At 38.1% G+C, this 20,740-nt stretch carries 17 protein-coding genes and 2 pseudogenes; 9 read left to right on the top strand and 10 right to left on the bottom strand.

The features are described from left to right. Positions 1 to 1,203 carry an iron-containing alcohol dehydrogenase gene (locus DIS06_RS04595; RefSeq protein ID WP_110112066.1) on the bottom strand — a complete coding sequence of 401 codons (1,203 nt, stop codon included), beginning with the start codon at positions 1,201 to 1,203 and terminating at the stop codon, positions 1 to 3. 348 nt (positions 1,204 to 1,551) lie between these two features. Between DIS06_RS04595 and DIS06_RS04590 the strand changes: the two genes are divergently transcribed. After that, positions 1,552 to 1,998, top strand: coding sequence for a hypothetical protein (locus DIS06_RS04590; RefSeq protein WP_162595880.1), 447 nt, complete (start codon positions 1,552 to 1,554; stop codon positions 1,996 to 1,998). Positions 1,999 to 2,041: 43 nt separating this feature from the next. On the opposite strand, the gene DIS06_RS04585 is transcribed toward DIS06_RS04590, so the two are convergent. Further along, the gene (locus DIS06_RS04585; RefSeq protein ID WP_110112064.1) at positions 2,042 to 2,227 is read right to left on the bottom strand and encodes a hypothetical protein; all 186 of its coding nucleotides are present in this window, start codon (positions 2,225 to 2,227) and stop codon (positions 2,042 to 2,044) included. 133 nt (positions 2,228 to 2,360) lie between these two features. Here DIS06_RS04585 and DIS06_RS04580 point away from each other — a divergent pair, with 133 nt between their 5' ends. Together DIS06_RS04580 and DIS06_RS04575 are read left to right on the top strand one after the other, a co-directional pair. Then, a complete protein-coding gene (locus tag DIS06_RS04580; protein ID WP_110112063.1) occupies positions 2,361 to 3,815 on the top strand; it encodes a protein adenylyltransferase SelO in 1,455 nt (484 codons plus the stop codon). Positions 3,816 to 3,941: 126 nt separating this feature from the next. Beyond that, positions 3,942 to 4,754: a protein phosphatase 2C domain-containing protein gene (locus DIS06_RS04575; RefSeq protein ID WP_110112062.1), complete on the top strand. Its 813-nt coding sequence runs from the start codon at positions 3,942 to 3,944 to the stop codon at positions 4,752 to 4,754. Between the two features lie 4 nt (positions 4,755 to 4,758). Here the strand turns inward: DIS06_RS04575 and DIS06_RS04570 are convergent, their stop codons facing one another. Next, positions 4,759 to 5,142 carry a hypothetical protein gene (locus DIS06_RS04570; RefSeq protein ID WP_110112061.1) on the bottom strand — a complete coding sequence of 128 codons (384 nt, stop codon included), beginning with the start codon at positions 5,140 to 5,142 and terminating at the stop codon, positions 4,759 to 4,761. Positions 5,143 to 5,284: 142 nt separating this feature from the next. Beyond that, positions 5,285 to 6,292 carry a DUF3231 family protein gene (locus DIS06_RS04565; protein WP_110112060.1) on the bottom strand — a complete coding sequence of 336 codons (1,008 nt, stop codon included), beginning with the start codon at positions 6,290 to 6,292 and terminating at the stop codon, positions 5,285 to 5,287. A gap of 200 nt (positions 6,293 to 6,492) precedes the next feature. On the opposite strand from DIS06_RS04565, the gene DIS06_RS04560 reads away from it, so the two are divergent. Then, positions 6,493 to 7,155: a type 1 glutamine amidotransferase domain-containing protein gene (locus tag DIS06_RS04560; protein WP_110112059.1), complete on the top strand. Its 663-nt coding sequence runs from the start codon at positions 6,493 to 6,495 to the stop codon at positions 7,153 to 7,155. A 505-nt stretch (positions 7,156 to 7,660) separates the two neighbouring features. Here the strand turns inward: DIS06_RS04560 and DIS06_RS04555 are convergent. From DIS06_RS04555 to cyoE, 5 genes are all read right to left on the bottom strand, one after another. Then, positions 7,661 to 8,560, bottom strand: coding sequence for an SGNH/GDSL hydrolase family protein (locus tag DIS06_RS04555; protein ID WP_239421877.1), 900 nt, complete (start codon positions 8,558 to 8,560; stop codon positions 7,661 to 7,663). Between the two features lie 113 nt (positions 8,561 to 8,673). Beyond that, positions 8,674 to 10,125, bottom strand: coding sequence for an MBOAT family O-acyltransferase (locus tag DIS06_RS04550; RefSeq protein WP_204166750.1), 1,452 nt, complete (start codon positions 10,123 to 10,125; stop codon positions 8,674 to 8,676). Positions 10,126 to 10,361: 236 nt separating this feature from the next. After that, the gene (locus DIS06_RS04545) at positions 10,362 to 11,756 is read right to left on the bottom strand and encodes an AMP-binding protein (RefSeq protein ID WP_110112057.1); all 1,395 of its coding nucleotides are present in this window, start codon (positions 11,754 to 11,756) and stop codon (positions 10,362 to 10,364) included. Beyond that, a complete protein-coding gene (locus tag DIS06_RS04540; protein ID WP_110112056.1) occupies positions 11,749 to 11,997 on the bottom strand; it encodes an acyl carrier protein in 249 nt (82 codons plus the stop codon). Before DIS06_RS04540 ends, DIS06_RS04545 begins: the two co-directional genes overlap by 8 nt. A 598-nt stretch (positions 11,998 to 12,595) precedes the next feature. Next, positions 12,596 to 13,513, bottom strand: coding sequence for a heme o synthase (gene cyoE, locus DIS06_RS04535; RefSeq protein WP_110112055.1), 918 nt, complete (start codon positions 13,511 to 13,513; stop codon positions 12,596 to 12,598). A gap of 188 nt (positions 13,514 to 13,701) precedes the next feature. Between cyoE and DIS06_RS04530 the strand changes: the two are divergent. The 5 genes and pseudogenes from DIS06_RS04530 to DIS06_RS04510 form a co-directional block, all read left to right on the top strand. Further along, positions 13,702 to 13,836: pseudogene (locus DIS06_RS04530) on the top strand (HD domain-containing protein); the annotation flags it as partial. A gap of 91 nt (positions 13,837 to 13,927) precedes the next feature. Then, positions 13,928 to 15,388 carry a spore germination protein gene (locus DIS06_RS04525; RefSeq protein ID WP_162595878.1) on the top strand — a complete coding sequence of 487 codons (1,461 nt, stop codon included), beginning with the start codon at positions 13,928 to 13,930 and terminating at the stop codon, positions 15,386 to 15,388. A 25-nt stretch (positions 15,389 to 15,413) separates the two neighbouring features. Further along, positions 15,414 to 16,511: a GerAB/ArcD/ProY family transporter gene (locus tag DIS06_RS04520; RefSeq protein ID WP_110112052.1), complete on the top strand. Its 1,098-nt coding sequence runs from the start codon at positions 15,414 to 15,416 to the stop codon at positions 16,509 to 16,511. After that, positions 16,501 to 17,637: a Ger(x)C family spore germination protein gene (locus DIS06_RS04515; RefSeq protein WP_110112051.1), complete on the top strand. Its 1,137-nt coding sequence runs from the start codon at positions 16,501 to 16,503 to the stop codon at positions 17,635 to 17,637. The genes DIS06_RS04520 and DIS06_RS04515 overlap by 11 nt, the downstream gene beginning before the upstream one ends. Before the next feature lie 508 nt (positions 17,638 to 18,145). After that, positions 18,146 to 18,772: pseudogene (locus tag DIS06_RS04510) on the top strand (superoxide dismutase); the annotation flags it as partial. Positions 18,773 to 18,997: 225 nt separating this feature from the next. Here DIS06_RS04510 and DIS06_RS04505 read toward each other — a convergent pair. Beyond that, positions 18,998 to 20,194 (bottom strand): TolB family protein, encoded by a 1,197-nt coding sequence (locus DIS06_RS04505; RefSeq protein ID WP_110112419.1) that lies wholly within the window; start codon positions 20,192 to 20,194, stop codon positions 18,998 to 19,000. Between the last annotated feature and the right edge of the window lie 546 nt (positions 20,195 to 20,740).

Genomic DNA, 20,740 nt, shown 5'->3' with positions numbered 1-20,740 from the left:
TTAGGCTTCACGAATCCTTTTATACAACTCATTCATGTCTCGTTGATTGAAAATTTTAGGTACCGGATAAAGAGGATTGGCTTCTTTTAGTGCACGTTTAATCATCGTCGGTATATCATGATCAACAATGCCTTGTATAGTGGTTGGGATGTTCATTGATGTGTTTAATTGTTTGATGGCTTCAATAAATGCAGTGGCCTTTTGTGTATCACTCTCGTCTTTTTTCGTGAGCGTGAGTAAGTCTGCTAGTTCAGCAAGTGACTTGTGAACCGATTCGCCGTAGTATTCGAGTACGTAAGGCATAATGACCGCATTGGCTAATCCGTGCGGTGTGGAGTAGAAACCGCCTAACGTATGGGCAATGGCATGGATATTTCCAACGCCAACGCGGGTAAATGCCATACCTGCTAGATAAGACGCTTTTTGCATGCCAGCACGCGCTTGTATGTTTGTGCCATTTGAGTAGGCTTTATAGAGGTGATTAAAAATAAGGATAATCGCTTCTTTGCTCCAAGTCTTTGTTTCAGTTGTATTGGCTTTACCGATGTAGACTTCAACCGCATGGGTTAAAGCATCCATACCTGTTGTCGCTGTTAACATAGGAGGAAGATTGACTGTTAATAACGGATCAAGGACCGCGGCTTGTGGCACAAGTACAATGTCGTTAATCGCATATTTTTCATGAGTCTCTCGATTGGAAATCACAGCAGCAATCGTTGCTTCACTGCCAGTTCCTGACGTTGTTGGAACTGCAAAGAGAGGTGGAATAGATTTCTTTACTTTTAACTGACCTTTCATATCAGGTACGGATTTATCAGGATTGGCAATACGTGCACCAACTACTTTGGCACAATCAATGGAAGAACCTCCTCCAAATGCAAGAATCGCTTGACACGTATGTTGATGATACGCTTTTACGGCTTCTTCGATGTTGTCGATAGTAGGGTTCGGAACCGTTTCATCGTAAATGGTATAAGCAATGTCTTTAGCTTCCAATCCTTTTAGAAACTCATCGATTAAGCCGATGTTCATAATCCCTCGATCTGTCACGATTAAAATGCGGTCAATGCCTTTCACTTTAATCATGGCAGGAAGTTTATATACACTGTTTTCCCCTTCAAGTAATTGCGGTGTTGGACAACCTAAAAGCTGAAAAGCCCATTTAAATGTTTTCTGATAGACGCGACAATAAAGCTTATACAATAAACATCCCCTCCATTGTAAAACCTTTCAATACGAATACGAGATTCATCAACAAAATCCTGTTTTGATTCATTTAGTTATTTATATTCAAATGTGGTGTGTGAAAGAAGACAACTATGGAGAAAATCCTTTTCCTTTTTATTAGTGAATGACCGGATGTTTAAGGGAAGGGTGTTGAAGTCTGAACCGAACAAGGGGTTTTTCGTCTTTTGTCTCAGACTCTTCACAAAACCGTCATACATTCGCCGTAGCTGGCTCCTTCTGTTTGTTATACTACTAGTAGAGAGGTTCATATCTTTACGCTTTCATTGGGGAGAGGCGTAGCAAGACAAACAAGGGAGGACAACAATGATGGGGTTTTGGATTAGTGTAGCGGTCATTTACGTAATATCTCTTGCATTATTTTATATCTTTATGAAAAAAGAGAAGCAAACAGCTGGAGCAGTAGGCAGGGCAGCGATGTTGGCACTATTACCTACTTTGTTTATGATTCCGATGTTTCAATTAACGATGAGCTTGCATCATTTACTCATTATGAGTGCAGCGTTTGCGTTTTATGTGTTGTTTGTAGATGATTTAGTGATGATGATTGGTCGTTATTTATCCGATCACGATCGTTTAAAATATGTATTCGCGGCTGTGTTCCGCTTCGGTTATTTATATATGTTAGGTTTTTTCCTATCAGTTGGTACAAGTAACAATTTAAAATTTGCGATTGGCTTAACGGGACTGTACGTACTGTTAGAAATGTTGTTTGCGAGATTGAAGGAACGTAATGCGGAAAGTCATGGATAAGAGCAGAGAGCACTGAACTTCTTTTGAAGTCAGTGCTTTTTTATTATGCTCCCATAGAAGCGGCAAAAGCAATGCTCCAAATAATCAAAATAAATGAAGACGTTAACCAAAACGTATTCGCGGCAGTAGGTTGATCGTTTTTAATCTTTTTTATAATCTCCACTAAGTTTAAACAAAAAATAATTCCTAAAATTGGGATGAGATAAACATTAATAAAAATAAAAAACATGTGTGCGTATCCCCTTTCTATACTTATTATCGTTTAGAATAAATGTGAAGTCTATCTTTTTTAATATGTTTGTGAAAACGGTATAATGAAGAAAACAATGATGTGCAAAGTCAAAAGATGAAAAGGAGATCATATGGTAAAACCAACAGAAGCAGGATGGAACTTTGACAATGGTTACGCTCGTTTACCAAACGTGTTTTTTACAGAAATGAAGCCAAATCCAGTAGAAGCACCAGAGTGGGTCGTCAAAAACGAAGAGCTCGCTCGCACTCTTGGGTTAGAGGTGGAAAACATACGTGTCGAAGAGCTTGCAGGTAATGAAGTACCTGAAGGAGGATTATTACTGGCTCAGGCATATGCTGGGCATCAATTCGGTCATTTTAATATGTTAGGAGATGGCCGGGCGATGTTGCTTGGTGAACAGATTACGCCGAGTGGGAAGCGTGTTGACATTCAGTTAAAAGGATCTGGACGTACGCCGTATTCCCGTGGTGGAGACGGTCGTGCGGGTCTTGGGCCGATGCTTCGCGAATATATCATTAGTGAAGCGATGTACGGTCTTGGTATTCCAACGACGCGTAGCCTTGCGGTTGTCACAACAGGTCAATTGGTTTTTCGGCAAACGGTTCAACAAGGAGCGATTTTAACACGTGTTGCGTCGAGTCACCTTCGCGTCGGAACGTTTCAATACGCCGTGAATTGGGGAGGCGTCGAGCAGTTACAAACACTTGCTGATTACACATTAGACAGACATTTTCCAGGTGCGGAACAAACAGAGAATCGTTATCTTTTCCTGCTTGAAGAAGTCATTAAACGACAAGCGAACCTCATTTCAAAATGGCAGCTTGTTGGGTTTATTCATGGTGTCATGAACACAGACAATATGGCGTTAAGTGGTGAAACGATTGACTATGGTCCATGTGCGTTTATCAATACGTATGATCTTGATACGGTTTTTAGTTCCATAGATGTGCAAGGGCGCTATGCATACGGAAATCAACCGCGTATGGCAGGTTGGAATCTTGCACGATTGGCTGAGGCGTTATTGCCACTTTTAGATGACGATCAAGAAAAAGCGGTGAAAATAGCACAAGAAGCGGTATTGAAATTCCCAGATTTATATCGTGAAAAATGGTTAGCAGGTATGCGTGAAAAATTGGGTCTTTTCCGTGCACAAGCAAACGATAAAGAGTTTGTAGAAGAACTGTTAAGCATGATGCAAAAGCACAAAGCAGACTATACAAACACATTCCGTGCACTTACATTAAATAAGCTAGAAGACACGGTACTACATGAAAAAGAAGAATTTAACGCTTGGTATGAAGCGTGGCAAGCAAGGCTCAATCAACAAGAACAATCAAGAGAAGATGCACACGAACTGATGAAACGTTCGAATCCTGCGATTATCCCACGAAATCATCGAGTAGAAGAAGCATTAGAAGCAGCAGAAGAGGGAGATTTGAGCGTGATGAAACAGTTAGTAACGGTTCTTTCGAATCCGTATGCTTATACGTCTGAACAAGAAGCATACACAACACCACCCGATCCGTCTTCGTGTGCCAACTACCAAACGTTTTGTGGTACATGATTAAAAGCAGTCCCAATCGAGAAAGGTTGGGGCTACCTTTGTTTGTAAAAGTGAGTAACAGAAATCATAAACGCTGAGGATTTGACTATAGATGTGTCATACACAAACGCATGGGGAGTGATAAAGATGAACGTTGAAACATGTTCGATCAAAAGTAACCGAAAAACCATTTGTGAAGACGATTTTGTTACGAACCAGCAAAAGGGCGTTTTTGCGGTGTTAGACGGGGCCACACCGGTTTCTGATTTTACAGATGAAAAAGGAAAAAACGGAGCGGTGTTAGCTTCACGTATTGTAAGTGAGTTCATTCGTCAAACAGAGCCGACAGTAGGTGATGTTAAAAAGTGCCTTCTACATGCGAATGAGCGATTGTTAGAAGAAATGAAACGAGCACACACTCCTCTTCATCAAAAACATGAGCGGTGGAGTACGTGTGCAGCGGTTGTGCACATTACCGGTCGTGACATTCACTACAGTCAAATTGGTGATTGTATGATTTTTGCGCTGTTACGAAATGGCGATCTTGCGGTGCTCTCAAACGATACCGTGGAAGGAATCTCAGAGCGAGCGAAAGAGCATCGTCAAAACGAACGGTTAAAAGGTGTTGATTTACCAGGTGAATCATATTTTAATGTGAAGAAAAATGCACTCATTTATAATCGGTCATTAGCGAATGCGAAAAACGGATATGGTGTGTTAAATGGAGATCCTGCCGTTGAAATGTATCTTCAAACAGGTTCTATTAAGAGAGAGAATTGCCGTGAGCTATTGCTTATTTCAGATGGACTTTTTCCGAAAGATAAAAATTGGGAAGGTATGCTTCGTAACATTGCGACAGATGGGCTCGAACACTATGCACGAGCTTTAGTCGCGTATGAAGAAAAACATAACCTTTATCAAGATGACAAAACGGGCATTTTTATTCAATTTGACGAGTAGTAATCTAGCCTTCGACAATGCCGAGATAAGGAATGAGGATGCCGTCCACTTCTGCAAGTAGGATGTCGCTTCGTTCTGTTGCTGAAAAAAGCAAAGTTCCAACAGGTAACTCATTTGCCATCCCGTTAGTAAACGTTGTGTTTTTTTGATGAACTTTTGTAATTTTACCGATGTAGGAGCCTTTTGTGAAAGGTAATTTGTTCACCCAATCAATGTTCGTTTTGTAGATGACGCCTTCGTGTTGAAAAATATTCGCTTCATGGTCAAGAGCTAATACCTCGATTGCATCAATTTTGTCGATTGTTTTACTTGTGGATGTACGGTCTTGTACAGAGCATCCCGTTAGTAAAATGGTACATACGATAAGTAGACGTAAAACTGCACGCATACTAGTTCCTCCTTTTCCTTTTTAACTCAGACGTTAAAATGAAAAGAAAGTTTCAATCCTTGTCGATTGAAACACAAGCTTGCACACAAAAGAGGAGGAATCAAACGGGAGGTAGGAACTCTTTTGATTCCTCCTTTTTGTTTTATGATCCATTCATCAGGTTCGGACGGTCTTCCATTTGAGGGGGTTCTTCAAACCAGCCTTTGTTGATCATAATTTTAATGCCGTCTTGTGCGTAAAAATAAATATCTTTTGAAATAAGGGCTGTTTTTACCGAAATGTCACTACGTAAGCTGAAAATCGTGCCAAAACTTGTTCCGACAATGCCAAAGCCATTTAATAAATAAACACAAAACATCATGAGCTTTTCTGAAAATGGCGAGGTTTTTGAAGTTGTGACGGTACTTCCAGAGGTAGCGGAAAATTGAACATCGCTATCTAACAAAATTTCTTCAAATAGTTTAATTTGTTTCTTTGCAAGCTCTTTTCCTTTGACAAAGTAGTCACGTACTTCTTTTGATTGTGCACACTGTGCAAACCCTGTGATCAGCTGCATGCCGATGTTATTCGTTTCAATTCCATGGTGCAGATAACCTAGTTCAATATCATTTAACGGGCGTTTGTCACTAAATAAATGAAACCCATTCAAATACCGTTTGCTATTGATAAATTCGTTAGACGTTGGCATCGTGACGTTCGGTGGTGTGGTTAAAACGCCTTTTTCAATTAAAAAGAGTGTAGACAATCGGTAAATCTTTTGTGTGACACTGGTTAGATCTTCATATAACTCAATAATATCGTCTCGATAAGCCATGTTCATGTTAATGGTATACATGCCCATGCTTACTTCTTTTAAGATGCGTAAAAACATAATATCAAAGTGATTGTTATATAATTTCGGTGCTTCAACATTTACATCTTGCTTCGTAAAACCAATAGGAACAACAGCTCCGTCATTTTCGAAAATAGTTTGAATTCGTTTTACATAGTAATTCAATTCTTGCCACAAACCACCTAAAATGTTTCTTGCTTCTTCATTGTCTGATTTTGCAATGAAATATTCAAGGATTCGTAAAATTAACGTTTTTTCCTGATATGTAAGCCAAAGCGTACCAAGTTCAGATGAACTAATTGGTTTTTTTTCGTTCATTTCTCTTACCTCCAGTTACCTTTACTATTTTCATCTGTTTCGATTCGTATTCATTATCAGTTTACCTATAAATTTATTTATGGTTAATTGTATATTTTCTAATTTGTATTATAGATGATTTCCAACTAAAATAAGGTTTGTAACAAAGCAAAACAAGGTAAATACTAATAGATGATTGAATTGCAGGGAGGAATTTTAAAATGTCTAAACATGTATTAATGGTCGTCACAACAGCAAAAGAAATGAAAGAAGGTCATTCAACAGGACTTTGGCTTTCAGAATTTGGAGAAGCATACGTTGAGTTTATGAAAGCGGGATATGAGGTAACAGTGGCAAGCCCCCTAGGCGGAAAATCACAAGTTGATGACCGTAGTTTACAAGGAGATGTACCTCAAGAAATTTTAGAGACAGCAAAGCATTTAGAAAACACAATCAAATTAGATGACATTAAAGATGTGTCTCAATTTGATGCGGTGTTCTTACCTGGTGGTCACGGAACGATGTTTGACCTTCCAGATAATGAAAAGCTTCAAGCAATCATTCGTGACTTATATGAAGCAAATAAAGTAGTAGCAGCAGTTTGTCACGGACCAGCTGGATTAGTCGGTGTAAAACTTTCAGACGGTACACCACTTGTAGCAGGTAAAGTAGTGACAGCATTCACAGATGAAGAAGAGCGTGAAACAACATTAGATCAATACATGCCGTTTCTTTTAGAAACTCGTTTACGTGAACTTGGTGCTGAGTTTAGCGGTGCTGCTAACTGGACAAACCACATTCAAGTAGCAGGTAACTTAATTACAGGTCAAAACCCACAATCAACAGAAAGTGTCGCAAAAGAAGTCGTCAAACAACTTTCTTAATAAATAGAAGGGGCTGGGACATAAGTGTTTCAGTAAATAAGTAGAGGGTGTCCCAAAAGGTATAAACTTTTGGGCACCCTCTTTTTAGGTTAGCTTCTAAAATTAGTCCATTGATTTCCGTTCCAGGCGCTTCGCTTTCCGCGGGGCTGGCGCTGAGCCTCCTCATCCCTTCGCTCTTGCGGGGTCTCACCTGACCAGCTGCGCCCGCAGGAGTCTTCGCGCCTTCCACTCCAATCAACTCAGGTTCCTCCCTGCGGAAAGCGAGTGGCTGGAGCGAAATGAAACGAACTTGTTGTTGTAACCTAATGATGACAGAAATGTTATTGTTCGTTTTTGAGAATGAATCATTTCGTTATGTCCCACTCTCATTTGATGTCATTTATCTTCCGAATTAATCCGTGACTTATCGTGTTAGTAATTATAGAAGTGTACATTCTTTATTGAAAAACATCATCAATACATCATAGGGCTTTATGCATTTAATTTTTCCACGTTTAACTTAGAGTTAAAGTTCTCGCAAATAGCCTAATTTCTTGAGATCTTTGTATACGATCCAGGAAAATACTTTTCTTCCCTCTTTGTTTAAATGATCTGGATCGATAAAATAACTTTTGTTGTCCACGAACCTTTGATCCCCCATATAATTCAAAAGAGGGACATCTAATTCAAGAGCTTCTAAGTACTGAAAAACAAGTTTATTCATTACTTCTTCATAAAAAAATTCTTGATAAGATTGATGTACCGGTTCAATCGTTAATACTACTTGGTAGCCTTTCTCTTTACAATAATCAATCATTTCTCTTAATTGTTCCATATTTCGTTCAATATCATTGTTTTTAACCGCTTCACTATATTGTGATTCGACTTTTTTATACTTTCTTTCCGAATAGTTTTTACCGTTATTTGCCCAAGGTTGATGAGAATCCCACCTGAAGCTTTTGAGTTTACCAGCGAGCGCAGAATGAAAACGCCCACTATTGGTCCCAGGTAAGAACAAGTAACTGTAATAATCAATGAAATGAAACGGTTCAATCTCGTTACGATCCAAAATGTTATAATAATTTCCTATGTAATTGACATCAGAATTTGCGAAAGTAATTTGAGAAATGGAAACAATGACTACACCATCAGGTTTAAGGTGCTTGCCAAATTCTCTCAACAGTTTAAAGTCGTACTCAATCGTCTGAGCAGGAAGTGCTAAGTCCAAATGGGACAAACCAGTAGGCTTAAAATGATAACCATACATGGAATGAGATGCACCTAGATTCATGATATCAACTGGATATGGGTGCTTCTTAAAGTCCAATATTGCATGATTTATGTTGTAATCATGAGAATACTTTACAAAGTGATTTACTGGCATAAACAGTAGTAAAACAACAGTGATGATAATGGCTAACTTCATAAATAAACGTCCCATAATAAATCCTTTCAATACCGTGCTGCTTTTTATTAACATGACTAAATAGGGCTCATCAATAAGATGCAACCTAATTTCTTATATCGTTTGTATTTACATTAAAATCCGCCATAAACAAACCCATTACCCGAAACACCGAATATAAGGACTGAAAGAACAATAAAAATATAAAATGCAAACCTAGCAAATATCGAGCGTCGCGATAGCCATTCCCATGTGGAACCATTTTTTCTTTCAATATACTGAAAGAGTTGTACAATGATAAAGAAAAAACTAATAATCACTAAATCTAGTAGCGAAAATAGTTCAAACGCTTTAATAAGTCCCGATGGTTTCCAAGAGTTAATTGTTAAGAAGAGTTTTGCATTTTCAAATGCATCGTTGACAGAATCTGAACGAAAAAAGACTCTTGAAAAGCAGACTAGTAGAAAGGTAATGACAATTTTTACCCATCGGTGCAGCATCGGACTTCTATCTAATAGAATAAATGAAGCCATTTTTCCACGAGCATGTTTTGTATGATCTCCAAACACGCGATAAAATCCATGAATGAGACCCCATAAAACAAAAGTCCAAGCGGCTCCGTGCCAAATGCCGCTTATTAAAAAAGTTATCACAATTGCGAAATAAATTTCACTTCTCTTCTTTTTCCCTTTACATAATGGAATAAAGATATAATCTCTTAACCATGTAGAGAGCGTTATGTGCCATCTACTCCAAAAATCCGAGATCGAAACTGCGAAATGCGGTTGCTTAAAGTTTTCTGTTAATTTTATCCCTAACATTCTTGCACAACCGATGGCAATATCACTGCATGCTGAAAAATCAGCGAACAATTGAATTGAAAATAGAATAGTACCTAGTACAACTTGTGAACCAGTAGGATCAGCACTATCAAAAACACTCGATACAATTGGAGCTAGCCGGTCTGCGATTAAGGTCTTCTTAAAAAATCCCCATGCGATTCGCTTCATTCCATAACTTATATTTTCATAATCTAAATGATGTTCAACTTTAAGTTGCGGTAACAATTTTTTAGCACGTTCAATCGGTCCAGCAACCAATTGTGGAAAAAACGCGAAATATACCGAAAAATAGCCGTAATGTTTTTCTGCTTTTTGCTTTCCACGGTAGATATCGACAAGATAACTTACTGCCTGAAATGTATAAAAAGAAATGGCTAGTGGCAGAACAATCTCTTGGTATGGTAAGGTGTAATTCAAATTCATGTACGTTGCAATTGCTCGAAGGGACTCATTTACAAAATTAAAATATTTAAACCAACCGAGAAAAAACAATAGTACAGATATACCAACTAGCATGACTTTTTTCTTTTGTTTTTTTGTTTCCTGTTTTTCAATGATAATTCCAGTGAAATAAGTAAAAGCGGTGCTTACAAGCAGCAAGGGAATAAATTGAATGCTCAAGCTAGCGTAAAAAACGTAACTTGCTAGTAATAAAAGAATCCATCTTAATTGATGTGGTAGTAAATAATTGATAAAAACAATGATTGCGATAAATAGGAGAAACTCAATTGATATAAACGTCATTCCATCACCTGATAAAAAATAAACTTAAGATTTCTCATAAAAAAAGGCAAAAAAATAACCCCAAAGCTGTTCTAATCAGTGAAATCCTGAAATGTGTTAATAAAACGCTTAAGAACTAATAAACAACTACTATAGGATTCATGTTATGTCCACGCTGCACCTAGAAGGTGACATTAGATCTTAATATGTAAGATTTTATTATGTATCTCACATTTACGAATTCAGGTGAAAATTAATTAACCATACTTAGGTAAATCAGAATAGAGGATTTTTCCAAAATGATTACGTGGAATTTCCTCAATTCTCATAATCTTAAAGCCTTTTAAGTTTAATTTTTCCTTGATTATTTTTTTTATTTGAACGTAATCGTCTCTTAACGTGTAAATATACAGTTGGTCATCTGTCCCAGAACAGATACAATCATGACCATGCTTATTTAAAAGTTCTTCCACTTCATCAAGGCTGATACGGTTTCCATAGACCTTGATCATTCTTTTAATTCGGCCAGATATAAAAAAATACCCATCTTGATCAAAGTAAGCCATATCACCTGTATACAAAATGCCGTTGTTCTCATCATTCTTTGAAAGATCGAATAACGATTCAGCATACCCTAACGAAACATTTGCTCCTTTATAGATCAATTCGCCGTTAACATGAGGAGTTGTGATTTTGTTGCCATTTTCATCTTGTAAAGACAGTTCTCCACCTGGAATGGCAATGCCAATACTACCGACTTTCTCAAGGTTTTTTTCATATGGTAAATAGGCCATGCGAGCTGTTGCTTCAGTTTGGCCATACATGGTAAAAAATTTAATTCCTTTTTGATCACAAACTCTAGCAAATTTGTCCGATAAAATGGAGCTTAATTTTCCACCTGCTTGAGTTAGTTTTTGTAAGCTTGGAAGGTTAAATTCTTCAAACTTCAGTCGATTAAGCATCTCATACACGAAAGGAACTCCTCCAAAAGTTGTGACTTGTTGCTCTTTACATAAGTCCCAAAACTCCTTCTGCATGATCGATGCATTTGTTACAACGATCGTTGCCCCACATATGAGGTGACTGTTAATGATAGAGAGACCATAGGAATAATTCATTGGAAGCGTTGTAATCGGTTTATCATCTGCATTGATGTCAAGGTACGTTGCTATTGATTCAGCGTTCTTAAAAATATTTTCATAACTTAAGCGAACAAACTTGGGGCTCCCAGTACTTCCAGAGGTCGTTAGAAGGAGCGCAAGGTGTTCATGAAGATGATGGTGAAGAGGTGTTGGACATCTAAATAACGTGTAATCTCCATACACAAATGAACGATCCATTTCTTTTACGAGGTATTGATTTTCACTACTCGCCCAAATATATGTGGGCTTATAACGATTCATTAGTCTCCGCAACTGATCAATATGGATAGATGCATCCAAAAGTACAGGTACAACATCACCTCGAATAAAACCCACGTAGCCAAATAAAGACTCTTTATTATTGGAACACAAACAAAAAACGAGCGTTCTTTCACCTACTTTTTCACAAATCGCATCAGAAATTTCTAACATTTCAAAGTAAGAATACGCTTTTTCAGCATACACAGCCGTTCGGTCTCCAAACTTCTCAAGTTGTTTGAAACTATTCATTATCAAAGTCCACTCCTAGGCGTTTCAATACCTCCATGCCTGATCGGTAAGAATTAAACTCTGTAATCCATTCAGAATCCAATGAGACATCAAAAACATCTTCAATTTCAGAAATGAGTGTCATATGTCCAATTGAATCCCACTCTCTTGTTCCTCCAAGTACTAAATCTTCGCCTACTTCATCTTCCTCTAAGTCTAGCGCATTGATAAATGCATGTCGGTATTTTTCAATATTTTTCATCATCTACACCCTTTCAATCATTACATTTAGTTGTATTAGTGTTAAAAATACAATGGACAAAATGCGTAACCATTATGGACTACTCAAATCAATTATTCTAATATTTTCCATTGAAATTCCACTTATTATCACATGATTATGCTCTTTTGTTGATAACGATAATCATTTGCGTATATGATTCTAGCATAATGCTTTTCAAAAGGTCAATAACTCCCGCAATAATATGTTCGATGGTATTTTTCGTTTTCTAGTTGTACCCCAATTCTAGTTGTGGATATGGTAGCTTGAATAGAATAAACTCATAAAAAAGGAGTAATTCTAGTTTAGATTACGTACTCAGTAAAGTAGAAGTCTATACTATTTACTAGCAGTATCTGAGATGGAAGAATATGGAAGGTAAGACATAGGGGGTATTTTCTTTTAATGCAATAAAAAGCACTAATTCAAATGCGGAAACACCTCTTAATAAGGTTGTTAAGTGGAATGTTTACACTATATATTGAAATAATTAAAACGTGTGGGGAAAAGGAGAAGAGATGGAATTATTGCTAATATAAATAAAAGCCAAATTCCCGATTGAGAAATTTGGCTTTTCGTTTTATAAATTGAATATCGTTCCAACGAGTGAATAAATAATTACGGTTGAAAACAAAATTGTCATATGAATAAGCGAAAAGATAAACATGGATTTTGCCCATTTTTCAGAGTCACGTTTTTTATAACCGCTTATACTTAGCACAAGCCATGCGATGCTTAAAATAAGTGCAACTAATACAAGACCAAGACTTAATGTAATAAATAAGAAACTGCTCGCAATGAGAATGGCTAAGTAAATATTGGTTTGAATGTACGTGCGGTCAAAGCCTTTTACGACTGGAAGCATTGGAACATTCGCCGCTTTGTATTCATCGTGCTTACGAATGGCAATCGCGTAAAAGTGAGGCATTTGCCAAATGACCATAATGAGAAAAAGACCAAGAATTGCTGGGTGTGTAATGTCAGGATAAATCGCAGCCCACCCAATTAATGGAGGCATCGCACCTGAAATACTACCAATCTCTGTGTTGTAAATCGTTGTTCGTTTACTCCACATGGTGTACGGTACAACGTAGAAAAATAATCCTAAGAAACCTAAAAGAGCCGCTAACGGTGTTGCTAAGCCAAGAATCGCAATTCCTGCGATCGACATGATAATAGCCATCCAGAGTACCGTTTTAAAGCTAATTTCCCCTGTTACAGTAGGTCTGTCTTTTGTTCGCTCCATAATTGAATCAATATCGCGGTCATACAAGTTATTAAATGCACCAGCTGCTCCAATGACAAGAGCTGACCCAATAAAGGCAAACAAAATGACTGGAATGCTTTCCATTAAACTGCGGTCATACGTATAAATAGCCAATGTTAACCCTGCGAACATTGGAATTAAATTCGATTTAATAATGCCAGTTTTTACTGTTTGCGCAATAATTTGGGGTAGTGTTTTCGTTGGTGCAACGAGGTTGTTAGCTTTTGACATATTCCCCTCTTCTTTCTATAAAAGATTACTAGATTTAACATATTTATAAGTTCCATGCTCTTTTAAATAAAGAGGCTACTAACGTATCTTAAATTTGTATGAGAGGATTGTCAAGGAAACGAGGGAGAAGATTGAGGAAGAATGAAGAAAGTCATAAAATGTTCAAAAATAGAGAGGGGCAAGAAGAAATGAACGTAAACGATTGCCCTAAAGGTAACTATGAAATAGAAGGTGTCCTTGAAGAACGTATACTAAGCGCATCTGTACAGTGTTTAAAAGGAGGAGCCACTTACATTGTGAACAAGAAGTGGAATGTGACGTGTTAAGAGCATTCTGTTAGGGTTTTCCTACTCATGCATAGAAAGAAATGATGCAGGCTACTTTAAAAATACTTACAAGTTTGAGGAGACGATGATGAAGTTTTTGGGAAAATCTAAGTATGAGCGTCAAAAATATAAATCGAAACCTTCTGCATCCAATGTGAACGAACAAGTTAGTGAACATCTGCAGGAAAATATTGATTATATTCATCAGTTGTTTAATTTAGCACCAACTTTGACGTTTCGGTCTTTACATGTGGAAGAGAAGGAAAGTGTAGTTGTTTATTTTTCAGAATTAGTGGATGAAAAGGTTATTAGTGAGTTTATTATTTCTCCGCTTATAGAACAAGAACAAGTTGCTTCTTCTCTGTCTGTTTCCGTTGGTCAAGTAACGAAGGAAGCGAATTGGACGAACATTGTGGAACAGCTTTTGAATGGAAAGAGCATTCTGTTTGTGGATGGTCACGTAGAAGCATGGGTGTTGAGTACGATTGGAGGTGTGAATCGAAACATTGAAGATTCTGTGTTTGAAACAACGCTTAAAGGATCACATCTTGGATTTGTGGAAGAAGCGGAGCGAAACATTGCGTTAATTCGTCGTTTTCTCCCTACTACTGACTTAAAAATAGTAGAGATGACGATTGGAACGCAATATAAAAATACCGTCTATCTTCTTTATTTAGAAAGCGTTGTTAACGACGAGTATGTAAGCGAAATGAAAGAGCGCTTATCGGCTGTGAAAATGGAAGGATTGTTGAACATTGGACAAATCGCGGAGCTCATTGAAGACAATCAATATTCACCATTTCCGCAATTTATTTTGACAGAAAGACCCGACTTTGTTTCCTTAGAACTATTAGAAGGACGAGTTTGTGTCGTGTTAGATCGCTCGCCGAGTACGTTAATTGCGCCTAGCTCGATTATGTCCTTTTTGAAAAGTGTGGATGACTACACAACAAGGTGGATGTCAGCGTCATTTATTCGAATGCTTCGCTTTTTAGCGTTAGGTATTTCAATTTTTTTGCCAGCAATTTATATCGCTATTATTTCTTTTAATTATGAAATTGTTCCGATTCGCTTACTTGTCACAATTGGAGATTCGCGTGCTCAAGTACCATTTGATCCACTCATTGAAGCGTTAATTATGGAAGTGACGCTTGAAATGCTTCGAGAAGCAGGAATTCGGCTTCCGTCTCCAATTGGGCAAACAGTTGGTATTGTTGGAGGAATTGTGATTGGGCAAGCGGCAGTTGAAGCAGGAATCGTGAGTAATTTAATGGTTATTGTTGTATCATTAACCGCAATTTCATCGTTTATTATCCCGAACTACGATATGTCGATTGGTGTTCGCTTGCTCCGCTTTCCGATGATGGTTATCGCATCGATGTTTGGTATTGTTGGGGTGGTGATTGGATTGATGACGTTAATTGGACACGTTATTTCTCTTGATTCATTACGCACACCATACGGTTTGCCATTTGCTCCTGTGACATACAAAGAGTGGAAGGATAGCATCGTGAGGCTTCCATTAAAAAAGCAAAAAGGGAAGAATTAAATGAAAGCTAAAAGGCGGTGAGCGCATGTTTAAAAAACAACAGATTACAACGATGCAGTTTATGTTTTTAATACATGGCTCACAAATGGGAGTCGGTGTTTTATCCCTTCCGAAAGACTTGGCGATAATTGCGGGAACAGATGGGTGGATAGGGATTTTGTTCGGATGGCTGTTTGCGAGCGTGTTAAGCATCTTAATTATTAAATCAATGGACAAATATCCTAATCAAGGGATTGTCCAAGTGACGAAGCGTTATTTTGGAAAGTGGTTAAGTGCCGTTATTATTTTGTTTTTTGCTTGCTATCTTAGTTTTTTTTCATTCACTCTCATTCTTCAAACCGTTATTTTAATTAAGACGTGGGTATTGCCGCGTACAAATCCAGCGCTTTTGTTTCTTCTTTTGTTAGTTCCTACATTTATTATCGCAAAAGGAGGCGTAAAAGTAATTGGGCGATACGCTGAGTTAACGTTCTTTTTTACGTTTTTCATCGTCATGATGGTATTCATACCGGTTCAAGTGAGTGATTGGATTCACTTATTACCGATTTTAAAAGACGGTTGGGGAAGCATTTTTGAAAGTGTAAAAACAACCATTTTTTCGTTTTTAGGATTTGAAATTATTTACTTCATTTACCCGTTTTTACTTTATAAGAAAAATGCGATAAAAGCAGCCATTGCCGCAAACACATTAACGATGCTCATTTATGTGAGCACAACAATTGCTGCATTTGCTTTTTATAGTCCAGATGCGATTACAATTTACTATGAGCCGCTTTTGAATCTTGCAAGTAATATTCGATTTCGTTATATTGACAGGCTCGATATTATTATTTTACCAATGTATATGTTTGTCATTTCTACTACGTGGATTCCGTATGTACTTTTTACAGTTACGAGTGTTGGTGACGTATTTAAACAAACGGATAGTAAAAAATACATTATTTTATTGCTAACCATTTTCTTTAGTGCAGCGGCCTTAATTGAAATTGATTGGGACATGGCAGACTTGCTGAAGAGGACGGTAACAAAAATCGGAACCGTTATTTATATATTTACCGTTTTTCTCTTTTTTTGGTCTTTTATCATACGAAAGGTGAAAAGTGGTGGGAACTATGAAACATAGAGTATCAACGTTGGTTGTCGTTCTCCTTGCTATGAGTTTGTTGTCTGGATGTGCGGATAAAATCAATTTAGAAGATGCGACGATGATCTTAATGTTAGGCATCGATATGAATGAAGAGGGTAAACTTGTTTTTTATAGCTCAAGTCCGACGTTTGATGAAGAGCTTCAAGATAAAAACGAAGTGTATGATGTTCCTGCTCACTCGATTAAAGAAGCAAGAGAAGAGTTTGATAGCTTATTATCTGGGATTACAAGTAAAGGAAAGCTTCAAATACTATTTGTTGGAAAGAAAGTTTTAGAGCAAAAAGAATGGATTCAGCTGTTAGATACCATTTATCGCGATTCGTTTTCGTCAATTAGCTCAAGGATTATAGGGGTAGAAGGCGATGTACAGAGTCTGATGTATAGTGACCCAGAAGGGAAAAAGCGTCTTTATCTATATATGACAAAGCTGCTTGAAACAGGTGCAATTCGTCACGTCACAAAAGAAGTGACACTTCAACAATTCCAATTTGATTACCTGTCAAAAGGAAAAACGGCAATCATTCCAATGGTTCGGATGGGAAATGGCCAAGCAAATTTGCAAGGTTATTCGCTCCTTAATCAAGATGGAGAGCTAGTGATGGAGATTGATCAGTATGAAGGACAGCTTCTACAACTCATTCAAGATGTTCCGATTAAACAACTTGCGATGACAACGATACTCAAGGAAGAAAAGCAATCTTTTGAAAACCGACTAGTAAGCTACAATGTTGAAAGTGTTGAAAGAGATATGAAGGTTCGCTTTAAAGGAGATACGTTTTTGTTTAATCTTAATTATACATTGCCAATTTCCATTACTGAAGTGATGAACGATGACATTAATAAAGATCGCAAAAAATTTACAAAAGATATTGAGAGAGCGCTAACAAACGAGTTCGCCCAATTAATTGATTCACTCCAAGAAAATGAAGTGGACCCTATTGGACTTGGTAAATACGCACGAGCTTTTCAATATCGTAAGTGGGAAAAAGTAGAGGATGATTGGGGAAAAGCATTTAAAGAAGCAACTGTTAAGGTGAAAGTGAAAGTGGATATTAAAGAAGAAGGGCTTATTCGTAGGCCGTTGACGAATGGAAGGTCATAAAAATAATGATGAAAATCCCATTCTTTTCACTTTTTTCGCTCTTTTTAAAGGGGAAAGAAGGGGGGGCAAAAAGATAGAGAGTGTAGACGATAGGTGCAATGAAAAAAGCGAGTGTAAGTAAGTCGAGGACGGATTTGATGTGAAGGGATGGTGACAAGAAAAACAGGCGGTTGTCTCGGTGAAATTTAAGCGGACAACTTTCTTCTAGACGCCTGTCTTGCATACGATATGCTGACGAGGTTAGAGGAGGGTCACCATGACAATACAATATGAACACGCGTTTCGAAAGTATGTAAGTGATACGGAGGAATGGTGCTTATCGGTGTTGACAGAGAATAGAGGGTATTCAGAGGATTGGTTAGAAAACGTTCGCTACGTATTGGAATTAGTACAAGGATACGAAGAGAACGATGATCTTTTAGAGGAAGACATTTTAACGATTCAAACATGCATGCAGCAACTTGAACATAGCTTTCGTTTAGAAGATGAGCGCCAAAAACAAAATGGACGCGTCCCCATCGGTCAACATAAATTACCACCGTTGCCATATCGTTATAATGCTCTTGAGCCATATATTGCGACAAAGATTATGGAACTGCATCATCAAAAGCATCATAAAAGCTATGTAGACGGTTTAAATAAAGCAGAAAAGAAGATGCAAGAAGCGCGTGATACAGGAAATTTTGATTTGATTAAACATTGGGAACGAGAAGCGGCCTTTCATGGATCGGGCCACTACTTGCATACGATGTTTTGGGAAAACATGTCGCCAAACGGAGGAGGGCAACCACGAGGACGACTTGCACAACAAATTGTGCAAGACTTCGGGAGCTTTGATCGTTTTAAAAAGCATTTTTCAGAAGCTGCTGATAAAGTAGAAGGTGTTGGTTGGGCCTTATTAGTATGGGCTCCGCGCGCGCATCGTTTAGAAATTCTGCAAACCGAAAAACAACAGCTCTTCACCCAATGGGATACGATTCCGCTTTTAGGACTCGATGTGTGGGAGCATGCGTACTATCTCCAATATCAAAATGATCGCAAAACCTACATCGATAACTGGTGGAACATTGTCAACTGGCGCGATGTAGAGGACCGGTATCAAAAAGCAGCGATGGTGAAGTGGAAGACGTACTGAAGTCACAGTGATCACCCGAACTATGGTGTTTCTGTTGAAGAGCTGTTGGAGGTGTATAAGAGAGAAGTAGGAAAGAGCAGACTCTAGGAATGAGTAGGACTGTTTGTATTATAAGCGAACAGTCCTAGATTTACTAAGCAAGCATTTCATAATGGTATCACCAAACGCTCGCACGTCAGACAGAGATATTCTTTGCCCTTTTTGCCTCTCCCTCGTTTCCGTTATTCACTTCAAAAATACCGGCGCTTCATCTATACGTTCGATCCACCGTTTACTTTTCCCACTCAATCCTTCCCTCACCCATACATCACCATGAACACTTTTTTCTTTTTTGCGAAACCATGTGAGGTAGGAGTCAATAACTTGAGGCGTTTCATCAATTTCATGTTGCTTCGGAAACGTTAGCGGTTTTTGTGTTTCAGTCGTTACATTAATTTCGTAAAGAGTGGTGAACATCGTTGGCACAGGCCCTTCTTTCCATTCTTTGTTTTCTTTTGCCCGAGCGACAATGACGGTGTCGGGAGAAAACCACTCAATGTCTAGATCCACGTAGCCGTTCGGGGTGTATTGTTTTTGTTGGTTGAAAATTGGCATGTTGATAATCGTTGATTTTTTATTTTCAACGAAAAATCGTCCTTCGCCAGAAATGTAGGCAAGTTGATTCGCAGATGGTGCCCACTTGAACCAGTTTTTATAGCCCAGCATGTGGTCGATTGCTTGAAACTTTGTTCCGGTTGCTGAGATGACGCATAGTGAGTTGCTGTCCATCGACCAAGAAGCGGTAGGGGTTGCTAAAAAGCTAATCCATTTTCCATCAAAACTAAATTTAAAAAAATCTGCATCAATCGCAAACAAATCGTTATCATTTGTTTGAATCGTATAAAAGAGCTTCATCTTTTCTTTCGCTAGGTTTGCGTCAACTGGAATTTGATAAAGGGATATGGGTCCCCAGCCAGTCGGATGTAAGCTTGCTTGTGACGAGACGATAAATTCCTTTCCATTTGGAAACCATTGAAAGCCACTCACACCAAGTGAGACGTTCTCAAAACCGTGGGGACGACCATTTTTTAGCTTGGTGACGTTCAGAATCCCTTGGCTTGTGTAGGCTAATTGGTTGTTCACAGGGGACCATTTGACATCACTTGTTTCAACGGTGACATAAGGTTGAAAATGTTCGTTTTCTTTTGTGTCATAAATGTATAACTGTGATTTGTTTCCTTGTGCATCACCGTCGATATAGGCGATGAAGCGCCCGTCATGCGACCATTGAGGTGCATATATATAGCGATTTTTTGTAAGCTGTGTTTCTTGATTTCCTTTTTTAATCCAAAGTTGTTGATCGCGAATAAATGCGGCGGTAAGTGGAGTTTCAGCACGGACTGTGATTGGTAAGATCATAAAGAAGCAAAGAAAGAAAAGCATTAAACGTTTCAAAAAGCATCCCTCCTATTAAATAGGATACCCTGATTTGAAGGAGAGAATGTAAGTAGAGGATGAGTAGCTGTAAAGAAGGAGTACAGTCATTTTTGTCGAAATAATTATCAACATAAAAAATAGGAGACAAGTAGATGAATATGATAAAAGTAATTACATTTTATCATTTCAGTCGAGAAGACCCCCACCTCAAGGAATGAGAAGGGCCAAGCCCAATGAGTAGGTGGGGGATGAATCGCCTTCGGACAAGGGATGGCTTACTTGCCATCTCGATTGTCCGACTGTTCGAGTGCGAGTTGCAGTAAATGAAAAATAGCTTGTGTACGAGTACCAAAACCCTTTCGCTCGTTGTATATGTCGACTCTATCTAAAAAAGTCTTGGGAAATCTTAAGACAACGGATTGTGTTTCCATATCTTCACCTCTAAATGAAATGGAATATCTATCCAATATGGTATAATATGTATATCTCAACGCACGAGGAGGTGAAAGTCATGTTAGTCAATAAAGCCTATAAGTTTCGGATCTATCCTAA

The organism is Bacillus sp. CGMCC 1.16541 (genome assembly GCF_003184905.1).
Lineage (GTDB): Bacteria > Bacillota > Bacilli > Bacillales > Bacillaceae_H > Priestia.
The sequence above is the reverse complement of the archived record's forward strand: the minus strand, read 5'-3'. Positions and strand labels throughout refer to the sequence as shown.